This is a genomic window from Rhizobium lentis, assembly GCF_017352135.1.
Taxonomy (GTDB): Bacteria; Pseudomonadota; Alphaproteobacteria; order Rhizobiales; family Rhizobiaceae; genus Rhizobium; species Rhizobium lentis.
In genome coordinates, this window is record NZ_CP071454.1 from 1,146,103 (window position 1) to 1,165,825 (window position 19,723).

The following is a 19,723-nucleotide window of genomic DNA, read 5'->3' on the forward strand; positions in this document are numbered from 1 at the left end:
TGGGATAATTAATCCATAAAATTCTGATTTTCAGCATCATCGTGCTGTGAGATGGTTTCATTGTCAAGGCCGGGGAACCGGCCAGAACCATGGAGAACCCCCAATGCCCTTCGTTCGAATTTCCCTTCGCAAAGGCAAGTCGCCGGACTATCTCGCGGCGCTCGCGGACAATATTCAGCGCGCGCTAGTCGAGACTTTCGACGTGCCTGAAAACGACCGCTTCCAGGCCATCCACCAGCATGACGAGAACGAGCTGATCTTCGATCGCAGTTATCTCGCAGGTCCGCGCTCCGGCGATTTCGTCTACATCTCGATCACCATCGGCAGACCCCGCACGGCCGAGATGAAGGCCGCACTCTACCGGCGTCTCGCGGATCTCCTGGCAGTGTCACCCGGCCTTCGGCCCGAGGACATCATGATCGTCATCAGCACCAGCGCGCCTGATGACTGGTCCTTCGGCAACGGCATCGCCCAGATGACCGATCCGGACTGGCGGCTGCGGGTAGCAGGAGGTCGGCAATGAGCGCTTCGAACCCGAAAACGATGACCGTCAGCCGTCCCGGCAAGGTGGTCCGCTCGCCCGAAGGCGTGGCAACCGCGCCCTTCTGGGTCGAGATGCTGCTCGAAGGCGCCGACGGTGAAAACACTGCGATGCGCGCCACCCTCGATCCCGGCACCATCACCCGCTGGCACACCCATCCCAGGGGGCAGTTGCTCTATGTCCTTTCGGGACAAGGCCTGGCTCAGAACGAGGGCGGCCCGGTCGAAGAATTGCGTGCCGGCGATGCGGTCTGGTTTGCGCCCGGCGAACGCCATTGGCATGGCGCCGCCGATGACAGCCCGTTCAGCTATATCAGCATCCAGCCGGCGGACAATGGCAGCTTCGTCGAATGGCTGGATCCGGTGGACGCACGGCCATGATCGCCATGCAATACAGCTTCACCATGCCGGCCGACTACGACATGTCGATCATCGACCGCCGCATGCGCGAAAAGGGACCATTACTCGACGGCTTCCCCAATCTCGGCTTCAAGGCCTATCTCAGCGCACGCAGGAACAAATTCGGCGACCGCGACAACCTCTACGCACCCTTCTATCTCTGGCAGAAGCCCGAAGGAGCAAACGAGTTCCTATGCGGGCCGGGCTTCGAAGCGCTCACCGGCGCCTTCGGCTGGACTCAGGTGAGGACATGGATTGTCTGGCAGGCGGCCGTCTCTCCCGATATCGCAGCAGCGGCCTTTGCCACCCGCGACATCATGCAGACGGAACCCTACGCGCCGCTCGCCGATATCCGCCGGGCCGAAAGCGCAGAAGCCGTAGCCGATCTGGAAGCAGGCGCGCTCGCCTCCGTCTCCGGCTTCGAACCGACGACATGGACACGCGTGCGCTTCAGACTATGGAAAGACATGCCCGAGATCGGCGACCAGACGCAGGCTTATCGCGTCGGTCACCTATCCCTGCCTCGCTAAGATCAAGCTGTTGCCCGGCGATAGAAGGCAAGCGAGCCGGCGAGGGCCAGCAGCGCTCCGCCGCAGGCCCGCTCCAGCCATAAGGCGCCAGAGGTCTTCAGAAAGCGTACCGCCTGCGAGCCGAAGAAGGCGTAGCCGAACATGATGATAAAATCGATCGCGGCAAAAATGAGCGCCAGAAGCGCATACTGCCCCGGCTGTGGCTGGGTGGGATCGATGAACTGCGGCAGGAAGGCCGAGAAGAACAGATAACCTTTCGGATTGGTCGCCGCGACCATGAAGCTCTTCAGCCCGATCGAAAGGGTCGATTGCATGGCCCTCGCCTCGTCCGACTTCAGCGCCGCATCGATCGTGCCCTTGGAACGTAACAGCATGATGCCGAGAAAGGCGAGATAGGCCGCACCCACCCATTTCAACATCGAGAACCAGAATTCCGATGCCGCAAGCAGCGCCCCGAGCCCGATCGCCACGGCGCCGATCAGCACGAAATCGGAAAGCACCGCGCCGATCATGCCGGTGACCGCGCGGCGCAGGCCGTGCCTTGAACCGTTGGTCAACGCCAGCAGCACCGTTGGCCCCGGTGTCGCGATGCCGACGAAGGAAACGGCTGCAAAAGCGATAAGCGTGACGACATCCATTGTGATCCCTCCAAACCAGGACCGAGACTTGCACGCGCCGCAACCCTTGGCAATGCTGGACCCAACAACAAAAAAGCCCGCCGCCTCGTCAAGCAGCGGGCTCCATTAAGGATAGGCTTGGATCAGATGCCGCTCTGGCCGTCCGAGCCGATATAGGCGATGCGGATCATGTTCGTAGCGCCTGGTGTGCCGAGCGGAACGCCGGCCGAGATGATGATGCGGTCGCCCGGCTTTCCGAAGCCTTCGTCCGCGACGATGCGGCAGGCGCGGTTGACCATGTCGTCGAGGTCGGTCGCGTCATGAGTGACGACGCAATGCAGGCCCCAGACGATGGCAAGTCGGCGCGCCGTCTTGATGATCGGCGACAGCGCCAGGATCGGTACCTGCGGCCGCTCGCGCGAGGCGCGAAGGCCTGTCGTGCCGGACGATGTGTAGCAGACGATCGCCGACAGCTTCAGCGTTTCGGCGATCTGACGGGCGGCAAGCGAGATCGCATCGGCGCCGGTCGCTTCCGGCTGGGCGCGCTGGGCATAGATGATGCCTGGATAATGCGGCTCGCGCTCGATGGCGCCGGCAATCGACGCCATGGTCGAGACGGCCTCGACCGGATAGTCGCCCGAAGCCGATTCGGCCGAGAGCATCACGGCGTCAGCTCCTTCGAAGACGGCGGTCGCGACGTCGGAAACTTCAGCGCGTGTCGGAACTGGCGCGGAGATCATCGATTCCAGCATCTGCGTGGCGACGACCACCGGCTTGCCCGACCGGCGGCAGGCGCGGATCAGCTGCTTCTGGATGCCGGGAACCGATTCCAGCGGCATTTCGACGCCGAGGTCGCCGCGGGCGACCATCAAGGCGTCGGAAAGCTCGATAATCTCCTCGATGCGCTCGAGAGCCTGCGGTTTTTCGATCTTCGACATCAGACCGACGCGGCCGCGGGCGATCTTGCGCACTTCGGCAAGGTCGTCTGGACGCTGGACGAAGGAAAGCGCCACCCAATCGACATCATCGGTGGCGAGCACGGCTTCGAGATCGGCACGGTCCTTGTCGGTCAGCGCACCGACGCCAAGAAGCGTGTCGGGAAGGCTGACGCCCTTGCGGTCGGAAATGCGCGTGCCCGAAATCACCGTCGTGACGATGCTCTTGCCGTCGCACTTGTCGGCGCGCAGGCAGAGCTTGCCGTCGTCGATCAGCAGACGGTGGCCAGGCTGCACCGATTCCAGGATCTCGGGATGCGGGAGGTAGACGCGTGTGGCATCGCCGAGCGCTTCATTGTTGTCGAGCGTGAAGGTCTGGCCGGGTTTCAGGTCTACCTTGCTATCGGTAAACTTGCCGACGCGCAGCTTCGGCCCCTGCAAGTCGGCGAGAATGCCGATCGGCCGGCCCGAGCGCGCCTCAACCGAGCGGATGCGCTGGATGAGCGTTCGCATCAGATCGTGGCTCGCATGGCTCATATTGATGCGGAAGACGTCGGCACCGGCCTGGTGCAGCTTCTCGATCATCGATTCCTCGGAGGAGGCGGGCCCGAGGGTGGCGAGGATTTTCACTTTGCGATTACGCTTCATCAATTCTGACTTTCTTGCGTCCCTGGGGTGTCGGAGAGTTGAACCATCCAGCTGCCCTGGCGGCCCGTGTCATATTCCTTGAAACCCATCTTCTGATAACCGCGGGCATAACAATCCTGCACGCCCGCGATCTTGAATTCGTTTTCCGCCACGCACATCTGCACGTCGCCCGTCCATCGTCCTCCCCGGGCGGCGTCCTCGGCGTAGAGGTAATAATAGCGCGACTGCAATTCTCCCTCGATCAGCGTGGCGCAGGTTGTTGCCGGCACCTGCCACCAGCCTTCCGTGATCCAGCCATCCTTGGCCCGGTACCCGATCGCCACCCCGACGAGATTCTGCGTTCCGTTGCACACGCGAAAATCCGCGCGCGCGGCATCTGCGATGAAGAAGGGCATAATAGCTGCAAGAGCGAACAGAGCGAGTCGGACCAGCGGTCCGGACCGCGTGAGGAAACTTGGCGCGGCTTGGATCAACACGGCTCCCAAATAGCTCCACGGTTATTCGTATCCGTGTCTTCTTGCGCCGCCCTCATGCGAAAGTCAACGCAATGCTAATCGATTATATTTCCTTTCATAAAGTGTTCGTTGAGGGTGCATATTCCCCTGCACCCGCCTGCTGCGCTTGAACCGGTCGCAACCTCATGCGATCACTGAGCCCGACTGCGCAATGACGAACGGCAATTCCTTCATGGACGACTTCCAATCCTTCGAAATCCTAGCCGGAAAACATGACAAAGGCATGGTGATCCTCGCGGACCACGCGATGAACCGTCTTCCCGTCCGGTATGGCAGGCTCGGCCTGCCTGAGCCTGCCTTCGCCCGTCATATCGCCTATGACATTGGCATTGAAGGCCTGACGCGGCAGCTTTCGGCAAAGCTCGGCGTGCCGGCGGTGCTCGGCGGCTTCTCACGCCTGCTGATCGACCCGAACAGGGGCGAGGACGATCCGACGCTGATCATGAAAATATCAGACGGCGCCGTCATATCAGGCAATCATCCGATTACGCAGCAGGAGTGGAACCACCGCATCGAAGCCTTTCACCGCCCCTATCACAATGCGGTGGCGGAAACGATCGACACGGTAGCGAACGCCACCGGCAAGGCGCCGCTGGTGCTGTCGCTGCACTCCTTCACCCCCGCCTGGAAGAGTATTCCCCGCCCCTGGCATGCCGCAGTTCTCTGGGACAGCGACCGGCGCGCCGTCGGCCCGCTGCTCGACATGTTGCGCGCTGACCCCGATCTCGTCGTCGGCGACAACGAACCCTATGACGGCGCATTGAAGGGCGATACCATGTATCGCCATTGCATGGTTACGGGCATTCCGCATGCCCTGCTCGAGGTGCGCCAGGACCTGATCGCAGACGAGGCCGGGATTTCGGCCTGGGCCGAGCGCCTTGCGCCGATCTTTGCGGCGATGAACGAAGATCCCGCCCTGCACGAATACGACGTCCATATTTCGCGCACGGGCCCCTACTGACCGAAAGGAGAGCGAGATGACCGCGCTCAGCAAGGAACAGCAGACTGAATTCGAGGCCGCCGCCTTTCGCCGCCTGGTCGCCCATCTTCGTGAACGCAGCGACGTTCAGAACATCGATCTGATGAATCTGGCCGGCTTCTGCCGCAACTGCCTGTCGAACTGGTACCGGGAAGCGGCCGAAGCCGAAGGCGTCGCGGTCACGAGGGACGAATCGCGGGAAATTGTCTACGACATGCCCTACGAAGACTGGAAGAACCTTCACCAGAACGAGGCTTCGCCTGTGCAAAAGGCTGCTTTTGAACTGAACAAGCCACACAAATAGTCCGCTTGGCCTCTAACAGGCTTGACCGTGACGCCGCTTCGCGGCAGTCACGTGCATCTCAAATTGATCACCGGAAAATCAGGAGAACACGATGTCTGATGCTCATGGCGTCGCCCGCGATCAGCTTCGCGCTTTCATCGAGCGCATTGAACGGCTGGAAGAAGAAAAGAAGACCATCGCCGACGATATCAAGGACGTCTATGGCGAAGCCAAGGGAATGGGCTTCGACACCAAGATCCTGAAGAAGGTCGTGGCACTGCGCAAGAAGGACGAGCAGGAGCGCATGGAAGAGGAAGCGATCCTCGACACCTATCTGCATGCGCTCGGCATGATTGAAGCCGCGCCGGAAGGCTGATTCGCCGACATCGCCGCTCTCGACAAGCCGCCGGCCTCCCGGCGGCTTTTCTTTTCGTGAGCCCGATCCAGAGCCTTTCCGGTCGAAGCAGCCAAAAGAAAAACCGCCGGGTCACCCCAGCGGTTTCGACATCTCATGATCGGCAAGTTCAATTCGTGTTGAACTTGCGCACCTCCATGAAGTTGACGGCCGTGCCGCTGAAGCGGGCGGGGTCGACCGAGGCAGTCTTCACGTTGAAGCCTTCGGCGTAGACTGATGTCGGCTGGGCCCGCATCGTCTGGCTGACGAAGCGCGGCGCCTTGACCTGCTTGGACGCCATTTCGAGACGGGCATTGGTCAGCGCCCATTGCGAAATCATCTTCTGCGTCAGCTTCGGCTCGGTACGCACCGTCGCGCGGCTGGCATCGGCCGCGGCGGCTTCCTTCTGCGTCGGGCGACCGCCCTTGGTCGGGACGGCCTGCGGTGCTGGGCTCTCGGCAGCCGGGGCGTCGAAAGCGTCGCCGAAGCTTGCCGATTTCGTCGCCGGCGCCAAGGCAGCGAGCTGCAACGATGGCTTCTCGGCGGGGGCCTCTTGCGGCATCGCGGCTGCGATTGCCTGCTCCACGCTCATCTTAGGCTCATGCGAGGCGACTTGGCTTTCCGCATCCCTGTTCTGCTGCTCGAGCGCATCGGCGATGGCCGGAGACAGGCTGCCGTCCTGATCGGCCTCGTCCGCCTCCGCTTCTGGATCGGCAGCGGCAGCGGCAAGCAGATTTTCGGCAACGGCAGGGCGCTCGGCAGGCGTCGGAACCGGCATTCCGTTCTGCATGTTCGGATCGACCGACGCGACCTCGGCATCACCCGGCGCGCGGCGTTGACCGAGAAGCGAGGGAACCGGAATGCTGTAAGCGCTGAGATCGGCGAATTGCTGCGGCTGGGCCTGATCGGCCGGAAGCGCTGCGGCAAGGGCCTGCTGCCCTGCATTATTCGAAGACGGCGCCACCAGCGCCGTTGCCATCTGGCTGCCGGCCGGCTGGTTGGCGAAGGCCGGACGAACCTGCGGCACCGGTGCGTTCAGGGCTGCGACCTCGGTCTGCTGCGGTTCGGCAGGAGCAGGCTCGGCCTTCGGCGGCGTCGCCTTGGCAACGGCAACCGGAGCCGAATCGTCGGAGTCGTCTTCCTGCTCGTCCGCCCCCCGCCAAACAGCGCGGCAAACAGCGTCTTGTGCTTCGGCGCCGATTGAGAAGCGCTGGCGATCTCGATCTGCGTGCCGCTGACGCGACGTTTGTAATCGGCCATCGCCTGCTGATAGCCGGGCAGCGGCTTGCCGTCGGCCGGAATGTGAATAGTGTTGCCGTTCGGGAAAAGCCGGACAAGCTCGTCGCGGCTCATGCGCGGCCAGGCGCGGACGCCGCCGACGTCCATATGCACGAAGGGTGACCCGGATTTCGGATAGAAGCCGACGCCGCCGGCCTGCATCTTCATGCCGATGGCGCGCAAGGTTGCCAGCTTGACGTCGGGAATGAAGAAGTCCATCGCCTTGCCGAGCATGTGCTGGCTCTTTTCGGCGACGCCGGATTTGCGCGAACGGCCGCGCAGCATTTCATTGGTCGCCGGTGAACGAAAGCCGCAAACAACATTGATATAATCTCTCGAACCGCTCTGGCGATAGACTTCCCAGATAAGGTCGAACAGGCGCGGATCCATTTTCGTCGGCTGGTTTTTGCGCCAGTCGCGTAAGAAGCGGTTCAACTGCTCCAGACCCTTGGGGTCGAACTTGCCGTTGCGCTTGTAGGTGATGACGGCTTTTTCGCCGGTATGGATGAAATAGAGCTTGAGGCTGCGGGTGTCACCCGCTGCCTCGGAAGGCGTACTGACGAATACCGGTGAGGAAACCGCAAGCGCAAGAAGGGCGGCCGCCGCCGTCCTCACTGCCTTTCCGCAGATGTCGGCGCACAAAGAACGCCAGCTCAAGCGCGAAGGCTTGGAATTCCCATTCAGATTCGGCAACTCGATCCCCGTCAGACAGACAATGTCCCGTACTGTCTCAGATGACTGTCAAATGCGGTCACACGATGGCAAAAATGCCACACATGATCAACCTTTTCTTTACATAGTGAACGGGCCACTAACAAGTGGTTTATGAACAGTAACAAATCGTGGTTGCGCGAGTCTTAACAAATGGGGCTTATGCAGCATCTTTCTGGGGATTATCCGGATCTATGCCGTAATCTTTGAGCTTGCGATAAAGTGTGGACCGGCCGATGCCAAGTTTGCGCGCCACTTGACTCATCTGACCGCGATAGAATTTGAGTGCGAATCGGATGAGCTCCTCCTCAACATCGGCAAGCTTGCGCACGTCCCCGGAAGGATTGACGCTGGCGATCGCATTTTCGGAAGTCTCAGCGAAGCGGTGGTGCACCTCCCCCGGCGTCGGCGCCCGGTAATCCTCGCCATATACCTCCTCCGGATCGAGACCGGTATTGTCGGCAACGAGCGCCAGGTGGTCCACCACTTCATATTCTGGAAGCTGGGCGGCAATCTGCGGGAAATCCGCCTCGGTCAGCTCAGGCCCTTCGGCGAGGACGACTGCGCGGAAGATCGCGTTCTCGAGCTGGCGGATATTGCCCGGCCAATCATAGGCGGTCAGCAGCGCCAGCGCACCGGAATTCACCGTCATGCGGCGGCCGTTCTTCTGTTCGCTGGAGAAACGGTCGGCAAAGACGCGCACCAGGTGCGGAATGTCCTCCTTGCGCTTGCGCAGCGCCGGAATGGTGATCGGGAAGACATTGAGGCGATAGTAGAGATCCTCGCGGAAATGGCCGTTCTTGACTTCTTCGATCAGGTCCTTGTTGGTGGCCGAAATCAGTCGGACATTGACCTTGTGCGCGGTGCGCGCGCCGACCGTCTCGATCTCACCCTGCTGCACGGCGCGCAGCAGTTTCACCTGCACCTCGAGCGGCAAATCGCCGATCTCGTCAAGGAAGATGGTGCCGCCATCGGCTTCCATGAATTTGCCGATGTGACGTTCGGTCGCGCCGGTGAAGGCGCCCTTTTCGTGGCCGAAGAGAATGCTTTCGACGAGGTTATGCGGGATCGCTCCGCAATTGACGGTGACGAACGGCTTGTTCGAGCGTTCGCCGCCGGATTGGATTGCGCGCGCCACCAGCTCCTTGCCGACGCCGGATTCGCCTTCGAGCACGACGGGAATGTTGGACTGCGCTGCCCGCTGGGCGAGATCGATGACGCGGATCATCGCCGGGCTTGCCGAAACGATGTCGTCGAAACCGACGGAGCCCGAGCGCGACCGGCGTCCGGCCCGCGCCTTCACCTCTCGCTGGTCGAGCTTCATCGCATTGGAGATCGAGGTGGCGATGCGTTCGGGCGAGACCGGCTTGACGACGAAATCGAAAGCGCCGGCGCGCATCGCCTGCACCACGGTCTCGATGCCGCCCTGGCCCGTTTGCACGATGACGGGGACCTGCGTACCGAGTTCATGAAGCGCGTCGAGGAACTCAAGGCCGGTCATCTCGGGCATCATCAGGTCGAGCACGATGACGTTGAAAAGGCCGCTGTCGCGCTTGACCATTTCCAGGCCGATACGCCCGTTTTCCGCCTGGTGCACGACATGGCCGTGACGCTCGATTGCGTTCTTGAGCAGGCGGCGCTGCACCGGGTCGTCCTCGACCACGAGAATTTGCCCTGCTCCCTTGAGCTCATTGTAACCGGTCATTGTCGCCTCACTTCATGCGAAACCATGAAGCGCACTCTGGCAGAAAGGCTTGAACATCCAGTTTTGAGAAACAATTGCATTTTAACAATTGCAACGGCCCGATTTCGTGCCGAAGCGACGCCTTTTAATGCGCCGAAAGCCCTTGATGCGGGGCCTTCTCACGCTTATTCAAACAGACCTGTTATAAAGTGGAGAGGAATCGCGCCCATGAAATTCGAGCCCCCGCACGCCGGCCTTTTGTTGTCGCCAGCAGCGCCAGTCGGGGCGGCCACCGATCCGGCGCTCGGCGATCTGCCGGTCTGGAAGCTGCAGGATCTCTACCCCTCCGCCACCTCGACCGCCTTCGTCGCCGACATGGAAAAGGCCGGCAAGGCCGCGATCGCCTTCGAAGAAAAGTGGAAGGGCAAACTTGCTGAAGCTGCGGCGAAGATCGGCACTGAGGGCATCGGCGCGGCGCTGAAGGAATATGAGGCGCTTGATGATATCATGGGCCGCCTCGGCTCCTTTGCCGGCCTCACTTATTTCTCCGACACCACCAATCCGGCAAACGGCAAGCTCTACGGCGACGTGCAGGCCAAGATCACCGAATTCTCCGGCCATCTCCTCTTCTTCGCGCTCGAACTGAACCGCATTGACGATGCCGTAATCGACGCCTGCATGGCGAACGATCCCGATGCCGGTCATTATCGCCCCTGGCTCGTCGACCTCCGGAAAGATAGGCCCTATCAGCTCGACGACAGGCTGGAGCAGCTCTTCCTCGAGAAGTCGATGACATCGTCCTCCGCCTTCAACCGCCTCTTCGACGAAACCATGGCTGAGCTTCGCTACGAGATCGATGGCCAGAAAGTGCCGCTCGAAGTGGCGCTGAACATGCTGCAAGAGAAGGATCCGGAAGTGCGCCGCAAAGCCGCGATGGCGCTCGCCGAAACCTTCAAGACCAATATCCGCATCTTCACGCTGATCACCAATACGCTTGCCAAGGACAAGGATATCGCCGATCGCTGGCGCGGCTTCGAGGATATAGCTGACTCCAGGCACCTGGCAAACCGCGTCGAACGCGAGGTCGTCGACGCGCTGGCTGCCGCCGTCCGCGAAGCCTATCCCCGCCTGTCGCACCGCTATTATAAAATGAAGGCGAAATGGCTCGGCATGGAGCAAATGAATTTCTGGGACCGCAACGCGCCGCTTCCGGAAACCTCCAGCGCCGTGATCTCCTGGCCCGAAGCGAAGGACACGGTGCTTTCCGCCTATGGCGATTTCGCTCCCGAGATGGCTGATATCGCCAGGCGCTTCTTCGACGAGCAGTGGATCGATGCTCCGGTTCGCCCCGGCAAGGCGCCCGGCGCCTTCGCCCATCCGACGGTTCCCTCCGCCCATCCCTATGTGCTCGTCAACTATATGGGCAAGCCGCGCGACGTAATGACGCTTGCTCATGAGCTCGGGCATGGCGTGCACCAGGTTCTCGCCGGCGCGCAAGGGGCGCTGATGTGCCAGACGCCGCTGACGCTTGCCGAAACCGCGTCCGTCTTCGGCGAGATGCTGACCTTCCGCGCCCTCATGGAAAAGACCAGCGACAGGCGCGAGCGCAAGGCGATGCTCGCCCAGAAGGTCGAGGACATGATCAATACAGTCGTGCGGCAGATCGCCTTCTATGAGTTCGAACGCAAGCTGCACACCGCCCGCAAATCAGGTGAACTCACGGCCGACGACATCGGCGAACTCTGGCTCTCCGTCCAGTCGGAAAGCCTCGGCCCGGCGATCAACATTTCCGAAGGCTACGAGACCTATTGGGCCTATATCCCCCACTTCATCCATTCGCCCTTCTATGTCTACGCCTATGCCTTCGGCGATTGCCTGGTAAATTCGCTCTATGCCGTCTACCAGAAGGCCGAGAAGGGCTTCCAGGAGAAGTATTTCGAACTGCTGAAAGCCGGCGGCACCAAGCATCATTCGGAACTGCTCAAACCTTTCGGCCTCGACGCCACCGATCCGTCGTTCTGGAGCCAGGGCCTGTCGATGATCGAAGGGCTGATCGACGAACTGGAAGCGCTAGATAAGGGCTGAATTCCCTTCTCCAAAAGGGGAGACGAACCTCGTCTCCCCGACGGGGAGAAGGTGCCGGCAGGCGGATGAGGGGAGACCCGGCAGACCCGTGCTTCTGACGCGCTCAGGACGTCGCTTCGCTCCGCCCCCTTATCTGCCCCTTCGGGCATCTTCTCCCCGCTGGGGAGAAGAGGGAAACCTCGCTCCCAATCGAATTTCGAGCAATGGGAGCAGAACAAACTGAAAGCGTTGCGTGGCAGACAAACCCTATATCCTCTTCCGCGACGACACATCAGGACAGGTGATGCTTTTCGCCGAGCCGGCAGAGATCATCGTCGCGCGGACGCGCGCCGAATTCTTTGCTGGCCTTGCCCGCATGGAAAAGGCCAAGGCCGAAGGTAAATGGCTTGCCGGCTATATGGCCTACGAGGCCGGATACGTCTTCGAGGAAAAACTGGCTTCCTTCGTCGGGGAAAATCGCGAAACGCCGTTGCTCTGTTTCGGCGTCTTCGATGCTGCGCAGCCGGACACACATCCGATTGCTCAGCCGAAACAGCGCCTCGACAACGAGGAATTCCTCACCGCCCCGAAAGCCGCCTGGGATTTCCCCATATATAAAGAGCGCTTCGATCGCCTTCACGAGCATTTGCGGCTCGGCGACGCCTACCAGGCGAACCTCACCATGCCGGTCGTGGCCCGATGGAACGGCGACCCCCGCGCCGCTTTCTGGTCGCTGATCGACCGCCAGCCGGTCAAATACGGTGCGCTGGTCGATCTCGGTGGCCCGGTCATCCTGTCTCGTTCGCCCGAACTCTTCTTCCGCACCGATGAAGAAGGCTGGATCGAGACCCATCCGATGAAGGGCACGGCCAAACGCGGCGCCAGCCCTGCCGAAGATGCCGCAATCATCGCGGCCATGCGTGCCGATATCAAGACCCAGGCCGAAAACCGGATGATCGTCGATCTCCTGCGCAACGACATCTCCCGCATCACCGAGGTCGGCACGCTCGATGTGCCGAAGCTTTTCGACGTCGAGACCTATCCGACGGTCCACCAGATGGTCAGCCATGTGCAGGCGAAACTGCGCCCCGGCCTTTCGATCGGGGATATCTTTGCCGCCCTTTTCCCCTGCGGCTCGATCACCGGCGCGCCGAAGCTGCGGGCGATGGAAATCCTTCACACGCTCGAGGATGTCCCGCGCGACGCCTATTGTGGCGCGATCGGCATGATCTCGCCGACCGGCGCCATGCGGTTTTCCGTCGCCATCCGCACCATTACGCTTTTTGGCGGCGGCAGGGCCGTCTTCAATGTCGGCGGCGGTATCGTCTTCGATTCCACGCCCGAGGCCGAATATGAGGAATGTCTGCTCAAGGCCCGCTTCGCCGTCGGCGACCAATGGATCGCGCGATGAGCGATTTTTCGCTGATCGAGACGCTGCGCTGGCAGCCCGGCGAAGGCTTCATCCGGCTGCAACTGCACCTTGCCCGGCTGTCCCGCTCGGCCCGCCGCCTCGGCTTCCCACGGCCGATCGATGCTGCGGCGAAGCTCGACGATGCCGTCGCAGAGGCCGCAGGCCCGCTGCGCGTCCGCCTGACCTTCGACACGCAAGGCCGCACCGAGGTGACGAGCGCCCCCTTCGTCCCGCTCGCCCCGGAGACCATTTGGACCGTCCGTATCGCCAAGACCCGACTCCAATCGACCGACAGGCTGCTGCGCGTCAAGACCACGCGACGCGCCGTCTATGAGACCGCGCGCGCCGAATATGTTCAGGCAGACGCCGACGAAGTCATCCTCCTGAACGAGCGCGGCGAAGTCTGCGAGGGCACCATCACCTCCATCTTTCTCGACGACGGAAGCGGCGTTCTGCAAACCCCGCCGATCTCCTGCGGCTTGCTCGCCGGTGTGCTGCGCACCGAGCTCATCTGTGGGCGCAAGGCGCGCGTCGGCCGGCTGACGCTTGACGATCTGGATACCGGCACGCTTTACCTCGGCAACTCGCTGCGCGGCCTGATCCGCGCAAATCTCCTCAGGAGCTGATCATGTTCATTCTCTCCCTCACCTATGTGAAATCCACTGAGGAAGCTGACAAGCACATGGAGCCGCACATGGCCTGGGTGAAGGAAGGCTATGCCAAGGGCTGGTTCTTGGCTTCCGGCCGCAAGGTGCCGCGCACCGGCGGCGTGCTTCTCGCCATTGGCGAGCGTGCCGCAATCGAGGCCTATGTCGCCGCCGACCCCTTCACTATCCACGGTGTCGCCGAATACGACATCACCGAGCTTGCCGTCACGACGACGGTTAAAGGACTGGAAATCCTGAAACGCTGATTTTGCGGGCAGCCGGTCGGACATCTGTCCGCCCGATATTTGTCCTTTCCCCGCCAACGCTCTTTATTGTGACGGCGTTTTGTGGTTAGAGCCGGTCACCTCGCAATTTCTGCGGCAATTTCAAAAGAATTCTTCAGGCCGAGCGCCTTCGTCCCCTTCCACAGGAGAAAAGAATGACGGAACAGAACTATCCGGTATATGCCGAAATTACCGGTCCGATCGTGATGATCGGCTTTGGCTCCATCGGCCGCGGCACCCTGCCCCTGATCGAGCGCCACTTCAAATTCGACAAAAGCCGGATGGTCGTCATCGACCCGCGCGAAGAACCCGCCGACATGGAGATTCTGAAGAAGCACGGCGTTCGCCACATCAAGGAATATGTCACCAAGGACAATTACAAGGACCTGCTGAAGCCGCTGCTGACGGAGGGCGAAGGCCAGGGTTTCTGCGTCAACCTCTCGGTCGACACCTCCTCGCTCGATATCATCAAGCTCTGCCGCAAGCTCGACGTTCTCTATATCGATACGGTGGTTGAGCCCTGGCTCGGCTTCTATTTCGACAAGGGCATGAGCAATGCCGACCGCACCAACTATGCGCTGCGCGAAACCGTGCGCAAGGAAAAGGCGAAGAACCCGGGCGGCGCCACCGCCGTCTCCACCTGCGGCGCCAATCCGGGCATGGTTTCCTGGTTCGTCAAGCAGGCGCTCGTCAACCTCGCCAACGACATCGGCCTGAAATTCGACGAGCCGGACCAGCACGATCGTGAAGGCTGGGCCAAGCTGATGAAGAAGCTCGGCGTCAAGGGCATCCACATTGCCGAGCGCGACACCCAGCGCACCAAGCATCCGAAGCCGCTCAACGTCTTCTGGAACACCTGGTCCGTCGAAGGCTTCATCTCCGAAGGCATGCAGCCGGCCGAACTCGGCTGGGGCACGCACGAAGAGTGGATGCCGAAGAATGCCAAGAAGCACAAGAAGGGCAACAGGGCGGCGATCTACCTGGAACAGCCCGGCGCCAACACCCGCGTGCGCACCTGGTGCCCGACCCCCGGCCCGCAATACGGCTTCCTCGTCACCCACAACGAGTCGATCTCGATCGCCGATTACTTCACGGTGCGCGATAAGGACGGCGAAGTGACCTTCCGTCCGACTTGCCACTATGCCTACCATCCGGCCAACGACGCCGTGCTCTCGCTGCATGAGATGTTCGGCAACGGCGGCACGCCGCAGCCGGTCCATCACGTTCTCGACGAGGACGAACTGGAAGACGGCATCGACGAGCTCGGCGTCCTGCTCTACGGCCATGAGAAGAATGCGTACTGGTATGGCTCGCGCCTGTCGCTGGAAGAAACCCGCCGTATCGCACCCTATCAGAACGCCACCGGCCTGCAGGTCACATCAGCCGTCCTCGCCGGCATGGTCTGGGCGCTGGAACACCCGACTGCCGGCATCGTCGAAGCCGACGAGATCGATTACAAGCGCTGCCTCGAAGTGCAGATGCCCTATCTCGGCCCGGTCGAAGGCCACTACACCGACTGGACGCCGCTCGACGGCCGTCCGGGCCTCTTCCCCGAGGATATCGACATCAAAGACCCGTGGCAGTTCAGGAACATTCTCGTCCGCTAAGATCGCCCACAGGGATTTTAACAATGCCCGCCGCGAGGCGGGCATTTTTGTAACGCTGGCTGTATAAATGCCGCCGCCCTTGCTCCAAGCCTTGCCATCATGGCGGGCGCACGCCATGTTTTGCCCGAACTTGGCGGGCGACCGCCACGCCGATTCGCCGGGAGAAGCCTTATGAAAATCAGAACTGGTCTCGTTCTTGTCAGTGCAGCGGCCGCTCTTGCCGCCTGCGTTTCATCGGAGCCGCGCCCCATGCCGATCGCTGCCGCGCCCGTTACGAATTCTGTTGAAGGCGAGTGGACGGATGCCAATGGCTTAACTTCGACCTTCACAGGCGGCCAGTTTGTAACTCGCACCAGCGACGGAACAAACACGCAGATGGCATCGGGAACATATACAGTCGGGCCCGATAAAATTATCCAAATAAACCTTTATTCGAATGTCAAAAAAACAAGCTCTCTGGTTAACTGCGCCCTAATTGGGCCAAGCCAGCTTAATTGCACTACCGCGACAGGTTCACAGTTCACGCTTTCCCGCCGCGGCTGAAAGAGTAGATAGGCTTGCGGGGAAGCCACCATGCGAGTGTTCGCCGGTTACCTTGTTCTGCTGGTCGCACTACCGCTTGCCGCATTTGCGTCCTTCTGGCGGCCAACGTCTATCGTGCCCAGGGCATTGCCGCTCCCGATTGCGACGGGCCATTGTCAGTGCTGATCTTCGCCCTGCCGGCAGTCCTGACCTATGGCCTCGGCGCGCTCCTTGGCTACCGGACCGGCAGGCGCTTTCATCGCCTCGTTTCCCTTCTCTGCCTGATCGTCGCGCTCGCCACGGTTCCGAATATTGCCGAGGCCGTGCAAGAACTCTACCGAAACACCGCCACCGGCGAATGCCTGGGATAGCCGCCGGCTTTTTTGCCCCGCCCCCTTGGAAAGCGCCCCGCCTGGCCCAGCTTTCTCTTGCGGTCGTGCGTCGTCTGATGGAACATCCGCACGCCGGGTGATTGCCCGGCGGACTACGGAAGCGATCGGCGAGGGGGATCTTTCGCCTCAATCAGGAGAACAGGGATGACGAAGTCTTTCAGCTTCGGTCTTTTGACCGCGTCCATGCTGGCGCTGAGCGCGGGCGCAGCCTTTGCAGATTACGAACTCAATATTCTTCATATCAACGATTTCCATTCACGCATCGAATCGATCAACAAGTTCGATTCCACCTGCTCGGCCGAGGAAGAAGGCAAGAAGGAATGCTTCGGCGGTGCTGCCCGCCTGAAGACTGCGATCGACCAGCGCCGTCAGGCGCTGTCGGGCAAGAACGTCCTTCTCCTGAATGCCGGCGACAATTTCCAGGGCTCGCTCTTCTACACGACCTACAAGGGCGCGGCCGAAGCCGAATTCCTGAACCTGATGAAGTTCGACGCCATGACCGTCGGCAATCATGAATTCGACGACAGCGAAGATGGGCTCGCGACCTTTCTCGACAAGGTGCAATTCCCCGTCGTGACGGCAAACATCAAGGCGAGCGCCGCCTCAAAGCTCGGCGATCGCATCAAGCCGTCGCTGGTGCTCGATGTCGGCGGCCAGAAGATCGGCATCGTCGGTGCCGTCACCAATGATACGCCGGAGCTTTCTTCCCCTGGCCCGAACGTCACGATCGCAGACGACGTCCAGACAATCACCGCCGCCGTTCAGGATCTGAAGGGCCAGGGCGTCAACAAGATCATCGCGCTCACCCATGTCGGTTATCCCCGTGACCTAGCTTTCATCGCCAAGATTCCGGATGTCGACGTCGTTGTCGGCGGCCATTCCCATAGCCTGCTCTCCAACACCGATCCGAAGGCCGAAGGCCCATATCCGACGATGGTCGACAATCCCGGCGGCTATAAGGTGCCGGTCGTCCAGGCCGCCTCCTACAGCAAGTATCTCGGCGATCTCGTCGTCAATTTCGACGATAATGGCGTCGTCAAGGATGCCAAGGGCGATCCGATCCTGGTCGATTCGTCCTTCACGCCCGACCCCGCTGTCGTCAGCCGCGTCGCCGAACTGGCAAAGCCGATCGAGGAACTGCGCAAGAAGGTGATCGGCTCCTCTGAAGGCCCGATCGATGGCGACCGTAAGGTTTGCCGCGTCAAGGAATGCTCGATGGGCAATCTGGTCGCCGACGCCATTCTTGATCGCACCAAGAACCAGGGCGTCACCATCGCCATCCAGAACGGCGGCGGCCTGCGCGCCTCGATCGACGGCGGCGACGTCACCCAGGGCGAGGTCATCACCGTCCTGCCGTTCCAGAACACCCTCGCCACGTTTGAGGCGACCGGCGCGGATGTCGTCAAGGCGCTCGAAAATGGCGTCAGCCAGATCGACCAGGGTGCCGGACGCTTTCCCCAGGTCGCCGGGTTGAAATTCTCCTTCGACCAGTCGAAGCCTGTCGGCGGCCGTGTCAGCGATGTCCAGGTGAAGGACGGCGACAACTTCGTGCCGATCGATCCGGCCAAGACCTACAAGGTCGCTACCAACAACTTCATGCGGGCCGGCGGCGACGGCTATACGATCTTCAAGGAAGGCAAGAACGCTTACGATTATGGTCCGGACCTTGCCGACGTGACCGCCGCATATCTGGCCGCTCATTCGCCTTACAAGCCCTATACCGACGGCCGCGTCACTGAACTCGGTGCGACTGTAGCACAGGCGCCCGCCGCCGAACCGGCGGCTCCTGCTCCAGCTCCGGCAGCACCTGCGCCGGCGACCGAGCCCGCTCCTGCTCCGGCTGCACCCGCTCCGGCTCCCGAGCCTGCCCCTGCGACACCGGCCGCGCCTGCCCCTGCCGCGCCTGCGACGGAACCGGCTCCAGCTCCGGCAACCTCCGCGCCCGCAGCAGCGACGCCCGCCACTCATGTCATTGCCGCCGGTGATACCTTCTGGGATCTCGCCGTCAGCTTCTATGGCGACGGCACGCTATGGCGAAAGCTATCGGAAGCAAACGGCAGCCCGAACCCGCGCCACCTGACGATCGGCAAGGAAATCCAGGTTCCGGCAAAATAAGACAATTTGTCCCGATTGCCATGACCGGCACGGGGTTTCCCGGGCCGGTTTTTCTTTCTATAGAACCCTAATCTCCCGGCAGCGTATGAGCCGATGTGACAGAAATGAGAGCGTTGGGGCCAAAATGACCGCAGATACTTCAATCCGCCCGGCGGACCATCCGGCCGTAAAATCCGGTAAGATCGGTGTGCTGCTGGTCAATCTCGGTACGCCGGACGGTACCGATTATATCTCGATGCGCCGCTATCTCAGGGAATTCCTCACCGATCGCCGCGTCATCGAATGGTCGCCCTGGAAATGGTATCCGATCCTGTTCGGTATCGTGCTCAATAGGCGCCCGCAGAAGGTTGGGAAGGCCTATGAGCTGATCTGGAACAAGGAGAAGAACGAAAGTTATCTCCGCACCTACACCCGCAACCAGTCGGAACTGATGGCCGAGCGCCTGCGCGATCTCGAAAACGTCAAGGTCGACTGGGCAATGCGTTACGGAACGCCGTCGATTGCTTCGCGCATCGACGCATTGAAGCAAGAGGGCTGCGACCGGATCGTGCTTTTCCCGCTCTATCCGCAATATGCGGCGGCGACCACGGCCACGGTCAACGACAAGGCCTTCCAGAAGCTTCTCTCGATGCGCTGGCAGCCGGCGCTGCGCACCGTGCCCGACTATCACGACGACGAGACCTATATCGAGGCACTAGCCCAATCCGTCGAAAAGCACCTTTCGACGCTCGACTGGAAGCCGGACATGTTGCTTGCCTCCTTCCACGGCATTCCGATGTCCTATTTCAAGCAGGGCGATCCCTATTACTGTCAATGTCAAAAGACCGGCCGCCTGCTGCGCGAGCGGCTCGGGCTCACCAAGGAGACCTTCATGGTCACCTTTCAGTCCCGCTTCGGACCGGAGGAATGGCTGCAACCCTATACCGACAAGACGGTGGAAAAACTTGCCAGCCAGGGCGTCAAGCGCATCGCCATCATCAATCCCGGCTTCGTCTCCGACTGCCTTGAAACGCTGGAGGAAATCGCCGAACAGGCAGCCCATTCCTTCCACGAGAATGGGGGCGAGAAGTTCGCCCATATCCCCTGCCTCAACGACAGTGAAGACGGCATGAAGGTGCTGGAAAAGGTTGTCCGGCGCGAATTGCAGGGCTGGGTCTGAGAAACCTGA

Annotated in this window: 18 protein-coding genes and 2 pseudogenes; 15 read left to right on the forward strand and 5 right to left on the reverse strand. The window is 61.2% G+C overall.

What is annotated here, in order from left to right; all coding sequences use genetic code 11:
• The first annotated feature begins 103 nt into the window (after positions 1-103).
• From J0663_RS05580 to J0663_RS05590, 3 genes are read left to right on the forward strand one after another with little or no spacing between them, the layout of a single operon-like run.
• Positions 104-523, forward strand: a complete 420-nt coding sequence (locus tag J0663_RS05580) for a tautomerase family protein (RefSeq protein WP_207243467.1) — start codon at positions 104-106, stop codon at positions 521-523.
• Positions 520-921, forward strand: coding sequence for a cupin domain-containing protein (locus J0663_RS05585; RefSeq protein ID WP_207243468.1), 402 nt, complete (start codon positions 520-522; stop codon positions 919-921). The genes J0663_RS05580 and J0663_RS05585 overlap by 4 nt, the downstream gene beginning before the upstream one ends.
• Positions 918-1,469 (forward strand): DUF4865 family protein, encoded by a 552-nt coding sequence (locus tag J0663_RS05590; RefSeq protein ID WP_207243470.1) that lies wholly within the window; start codon positions 918-920, stop codon positions 1,467-1,469. Before J0663_RS05585 ends, J0663_RS05590 begins: the two co-directional genes overlap by 4 nt.
• A 2-nt stretch (positions 1,470-1,471) precedes the next feature.
• Here J0663_RS05590 and J0663_RS05595 read toward each other — a convergent pair whose 3' ends face one another.
• The 3 genes from J0663_RS05595 to J0663_RS05605 form a co-directional block, all read right to left on the reverse strand.
• Complete coding sequence (locus J0663_RS05595; RefSeq protein ID WP_207243472.1) at positions 1,472-2,107, reverse strand: LysE family translocator; 636 nt, start codon at positions 2,105-2,107, stop codon at positions 1,472-1,474.
• Between the two features lie 122 nt (positions 2,108-2,229).
• Complete coding sequence (pyk, locus tag J0663_RS05600) at positions 2,230-3,669, reverse strand: pyruvate kinase (protein WP_207243473.1); 1,440 nt, start codon at positions 3,667-3,669, stop codon at positions 2,230-2,232.
• Positions 3,669-4,154: a DUF1036 domain-containing protein gene (locus tag J0663_RS05605; protein ID WP_207243475.1), complete on the reverse strand. Its 486-nt coding sequence runs from the start codon at positions 4,152-4,154 to the stop codon at positions 3,669-3,671. Before J0663_RS05605 ends, pyk begins: the two co-directional genes overlap by 1 nt.
• A 202-nt stretch (positions 4,155-4,356) precedes the next feature.
• On the opposite strand from J0663_RS05605, the gene J0663_RS05610 reads away from it, so the two are divergent.
• From J0663_RS05610 to J0663_RS05620, 3 genes are all read left to right on the forward strand, one after another.
• Positions 4,357-5,145 (forward strand): N-formylglutamate amidohydrolase, encoded by a 789-nt coding sequence (locus J0663_RS05610; protein WP_207244443.1) that lies wholly within the window; start codon positions 4,357-4,359, stop codon positions 5,143-5,145.
• A gap of 16 nt (positions 5,146-5,161) precedes the next feature.
• Positions 5,162-5,467, forward strand: coding sequence for a DUF1244 domain-containing protein (locus J0663_RS05615; RefSeq protein ID WP_207243476.1), 306 nt, complete (start codon positions 5,162-5,164; stop codon positions 5,465-5,467).
• Between the two features lie 91 nt (positions 5,468-5,558).
• Entirely contained in the window at positions 5,559-5,822 is a 264-nt protein-coding gene (locus tag J0663_RS05620; protein ID WP_207243478.1) for a DUF2312 domain-containing protein, read from the forward strand.
• A gap of 148 nt (positions 5,823-5,970) precedes the next feature.
• Here J0663_RS05620 and J0663_RS05625 read toward each other — a convergent pair.
• Both J0663_RS05625 and J0663_RS05630 read right to left on the reverse strand, forming a co-directional pair.
• Positions 5,971-7,811, reverse strand: a pseudogene (locus tag J0663_RS05625) (peptidoglycan L,D-endopeptidase MepK).
• A gap of 178 nt (positions 7,812-7,989) precedes the next feature.
• Positions 7,990-9,534: a sigma-54-dependent transcriptional regulator gene (locus tag J0663_RS05630; RefSeq protein ID WP_207243479.1), complete on the reverse strand. Its 1,545-nt coding sequence runs from the start codon at positions 9,532-9,534 to the stop codon at positions 7,990-7,992.
• Positions 9,535-9,741: 207 nt separating this feature from the next.
• Here J0663_RS05630 and J0663_RS05635 point away from each other — a divergent pair, with 207 nt between their 5' ends.
• From J0663_RS05635 to hemH, 9 genes and pseudogenes are all read left to right on the forward strand, one after another.
• On the forward strand, positions 9,742-11,598 hold the full coding sequence (locus J0663_RS05635; RefSeq protein ID WP_207243481.1) for a M3 family oligoendopeptidase: 1,857 nt from the start codon (positions 9,742-9,744) through the stop codon (positions 11,596-11,598).
• Between the two features lie 283 nt (positions 11,599-11,881).
• Positions 11,882-12,988 carry an aminodeoxychorismate synthase component I gene (locus J0663_RS05640; RefSeq protein WP_246590396.1) on the forward strand — a complete coding sequence of 369 codons (1,107 nt, stop codon included), beginning with the start codon at positions 11,882-11,884 and terminating at the stop codon, positions 12,986-12,988.
• On the forward strand, positions 12,985-13,614 hold the full coding sequence (locus tag J0663_RS05645; RefSeq protein ID WP_207243484.1) for an aminotransferase class IV family protein: 630 nt from the start codon (positions 12,985-12,987) through the stop codon (positions 13,612-13,614). Before J0663_RS05640 ends, J0663_RS05645 begins: the two co-directional genes overlap by 4 nt.
• 2 nt (positions 13,615-13,616) lie before the next feature.
• Positions 13,617-13,901: a YciI family protein gene (locus J0663_RS05650; protein WP_207243486.1), complete on the forward strand. Its 285-nt coding sequence runs from the start codon at positions 13,617-13,619 to the stop codon at positions 13,899-13,901.
• 173 nt (positions 13,902-14,074) lie between these two features.
• Positions 14,075-15,526, forward strand: coding sequence for a homospermidine synthase (locus J0663_RS05655; RefSeq protein WP_207243487.1), 1,452 nt, complete (start codon positions 14,075-14,077; stop codon positions 15,524-15,526).
• Between the two features lie 171 nt (positions 15,527-15,697).
• Positions 15,698-16,069, forward strand: a complete 372-nt coding sequence (omp10, locus tag J0663_RS05660; protein WP_207243489.1) for an outer membrane lipoprotein Omp10 — start codon at positions 15,698-15,700, stop codon at positions 16,067-16,069.
• Positions 16,070-16,099: 30 nt separating this feature from the next.
• Positions 16,100-16,419: pseudogene (locus tag J0663_RS05665) on the forward strand (hypothetical protein).
• 165 nt (positions 16,420-16,584) lie between these two features.
• Entirely contained in the window at positions 16,585-18,555 is a 1,971-nt protein-coding gene (locus tag J0663_RS05670) for a 5'-nucleotidase C-terminal domain-containing protein (protein WP_207243491.1), read from the forward strand.
• 124 nt (positions 18,556-18,679) lie between these two features.
• Entirely contained in the window at positions 18,680-19,714 is a 1,035-nt protein-coding gene (gene hemH, locus J0663_RS05675; protein WP_207243492.1) for a ferrochelatase, read from the forward strand.
• The last annotated feature ends 9 nt before the right edge of the window (positions 19,715-19,723 follow it).

What these genes read in the sequence shown, in the direction of transcription:
- J0663_RS05635 (WP_207243481.1), top strand. Translation starts at nt 9,742, where the DNA reads ATGAAATTCGAGCCCCCGCACGCCGGCCTTTTGTTGTCGCCAGCAGCG.
- J0663_RS05595 (WP_207243472.1), bottom strand. Translation starts at nt 2,107, where the DNA reads ATGGATGTCGTCACGCTTATCGCTTTTGCAGCCGTTTCCTTCGTCGGC.
- J0663_RS05650 (WP_207243486.1), top strand. Translation starts at nt 13,617, where the DNA reads ATGTTCATTCTCTCCCTCACCTATGTGAAATCCACTGAGGAAGCTGAC.
- J0663_RS05655 (WP_207243487.1), top strand. Translation starts at nt 14,075, where the DNA reads ATGACGGAACAGAACTATCCGGTATATGCCGAAATTACCGGTCCGATC.
- J0663_RS05585 (WP_207243468.1), top strand. Translation starts at nt 520, where the DNA reads ATGAGCGCTTCGAACCCGAAAACGATGACCGTCAGCCGTCCCGGCAAG.
- J0663_RS05640 (WP_246590396.1), top strand. Translation starts at nt 11,882, where the DNA reads ATGCTTTTCGCCGAGCCGGCAGAGATCATCGTCGCGCGGACGCGCGCC.
- J0663_RS05590 (WP_207243470.1), top strand. Translation starts at nt 918, where the DNA reads ATGATCGCCATGCAATACAGCTTCACCATGCCGGCCGACTACGACATG.
- J0663_RS05580 (WP_207243467.1), top strand. Translation starts at nt 104, where the DNA reads ATGCCCTTCGTTCGAATTTCCCTTCGCAAAGGCAAGTCGCCGGACTAT.
- J0663_RS05645 (WP_207243484.1), top strand. Translation starts at nt 12,985, where the DNA reads ATGAGCGATTTTTCGCTGATCGAGACGCTGCGCTGGCAGCCCGGCGAA.
- omp10 (WP_207243489.1), top strand. Translation starts at nt 15,698, where the DNA reads ATGAAAATCAGAACTGGTCTCGTTCTTGTCAGTGCAGCGGCCGCTCTT.
- hemH (WP_207243492.1), top strand. Translation starts at nt 18,680, where the DNA reads ATGACCGCAGATACTTCAATCCGCCCGGCGGACCATCCGGCCGTAAAA.
- J0663_RS05610 (WP_207244443.1), top strand. Translation starts at nt 4,357, where the DNA reads ATGGACGACTTCCAATCCTTCGAAATCCTAGCCGGAAAACATGACAAA.
- J0663_RS05630 (WP_207243479.1), bottom strand. Translation starts at nt 9,534, where the DNA reads ATGACCGGTTACAATGAGCTCAAGGGAGCAGGGCAAATTCTCGTGGTC.
- J0663_RS05615 (WP_207243476.1), top strand. Translation starts at nt 5,162, where the DNA reads ATGACCGCGCTCAGCAAGGAACAGCAGACTGAATTCGAGGCCGCCGCC.
- pyk (WP_207243473.1), bottom strand. Translation starts at nt 3,669, where the DNA reads ATGAAGCGTAATCGCAAAGTGAAAATCCTCGCCACCCTCGGGCCCGCC.
- J0663_RS05620 (WP_207243478.1), top strand. Translation starts at nt 5,559, where the DNA reads ATGTCTGATGCTCATGGCGTCGCCCGCGATCAGCTTCGCGCTTTCATC.
- J0663_RS05670 (WP_207243491.1), top strand. Translation starts at nt 16,585, where the DNA reads ATGACGAAGTCTTTCAGCTTCGGTCTTTTGACCGCGTCCATGCTGGCG.